Annotated in this window: 1 protein-coding gene; it reads left to right on the top strand. The window is 42.3% G+C overall.

Annotation, left to right across the window (positions count from 1 at the left end; all coding sequences use genetic code 11):
- Positions 1-62: 62 nt before the first annotated feature.
- Positions 63-1121 carry an IS630 family transposase gene (locus tag C900_RS27455; protein ID WP_040497695.1) on the top strand — a complete coding sequence of 353 codons (1059 nt, stop codon included), beginning with the start codon at positions 63-65 and terminating at the stop codon, positions 1119-1121.

Below are 1121 nucleotides of genomic sequence, written 5' to 3'. Positions count from 1 at the left end.
GCTAGTGTAAAGAATTACAAAAAGACGAACTAATTTTGATAAAAAATGCCTATCTTTGGTATATGGCAAGAATAGCAACACCCCTGAACTTATCAGAGCAGGACATTGAAGAGCTCACCAGCATGTCCCGAGCAAACAAACTGGATCATCGTTACGTAGTACGTTCACGGATCATCCTGAAATTACATGAAGGAAAAAGTTATGACCAGGTGCAGCAGGAGCTTTCAATAGGCCGTGAAGCTGTAGCTAAATGGAAGAAGCGGTTTGTTACAAGTGGAGTCAGTGGATTAAAGGATAAACCCGGTCGAGGCGTTAAACCTACCTACACTGATGAGGATAAGGCCAGGATTGTACAGAAAGCCTGTGAAAAACCCGAAGGAGGCTATACCAACTGGAGTCAGCGCAGGATTGCCGCAGAACTGGGGATGAGCCAGGGCACGGTTCAAAAAACATTGAAGGAACATGCCTTAAAACCTCATAAGGTTGACTATTGGTGCGGAAAGAGTACCGATCCGGAATTTGAAGAAAAAATGCTCAATGTGATCGGGTTATACCTACATCCCGATGAAAAAGCCATAGTGCTTTCTGTAGATGAAAAGACCCAAATCCAGGCCCTGGACAGGAGTCAGCCTGAATTACCGATGAGAAGTGGGAATGCCAAACGCCTTACGGCTACCTACAAGCGCAACGGGACAGTCTCATTAATAGCCGCTTTGGCGGTCCACAAAGGGGAAATAACTGCGGAAACCATCAACAAAAACAATCACCAAAACTTCCTGAAGTTCCTCAAAAAGCTCTACCGAAAATATCCCGGTAAACACCTCCACATTATCGCCGATAACCTCAATGTACATAAGCACAAGAAAGTCCATGAATGGATATCTTCTAAAAAACGGGTGAGCATTCATTTTACACCTACCTATTCTTCCTGGCTCAACCAAATAGAAATATGGTTTAACATCCTGACAAAGGATGTATTAAAAGGAGGCGTTTGGCATTCTAAAAAACAACTGGTAGACCAAATTCTTAACTATATTGAAACTTACAATAAAACCAGGGCTAAACCATTTCAGTGGACTTACAAAGGAAATAGTTCGGTTTATAAAAAATCATTACACTAG

The organism is Fulvivirga imtechensis AK7 (assembly GCF_000331535.1).
GTDB lineage: Bacteria > Bacteroidota > Bacteroidia > Cytophagales > Cyclobacteriaceae > Fulvivirga > Fulvivirga imtechensis.
Note: the sequence above shows the minus strand (reverse complement) of the source record. Positions and strands in the feature narration are given on the sequence as shown.

Bases quoted from the DNA above. Each gene is read 5' to 3' on its own strand.
- C900_RS27455 (WP_040497695.1), top strand. From the start codon at position 63: ATGGCAAGAATAGCAACACCCCTGAACTTATCAGAGCAGGACATTGAA.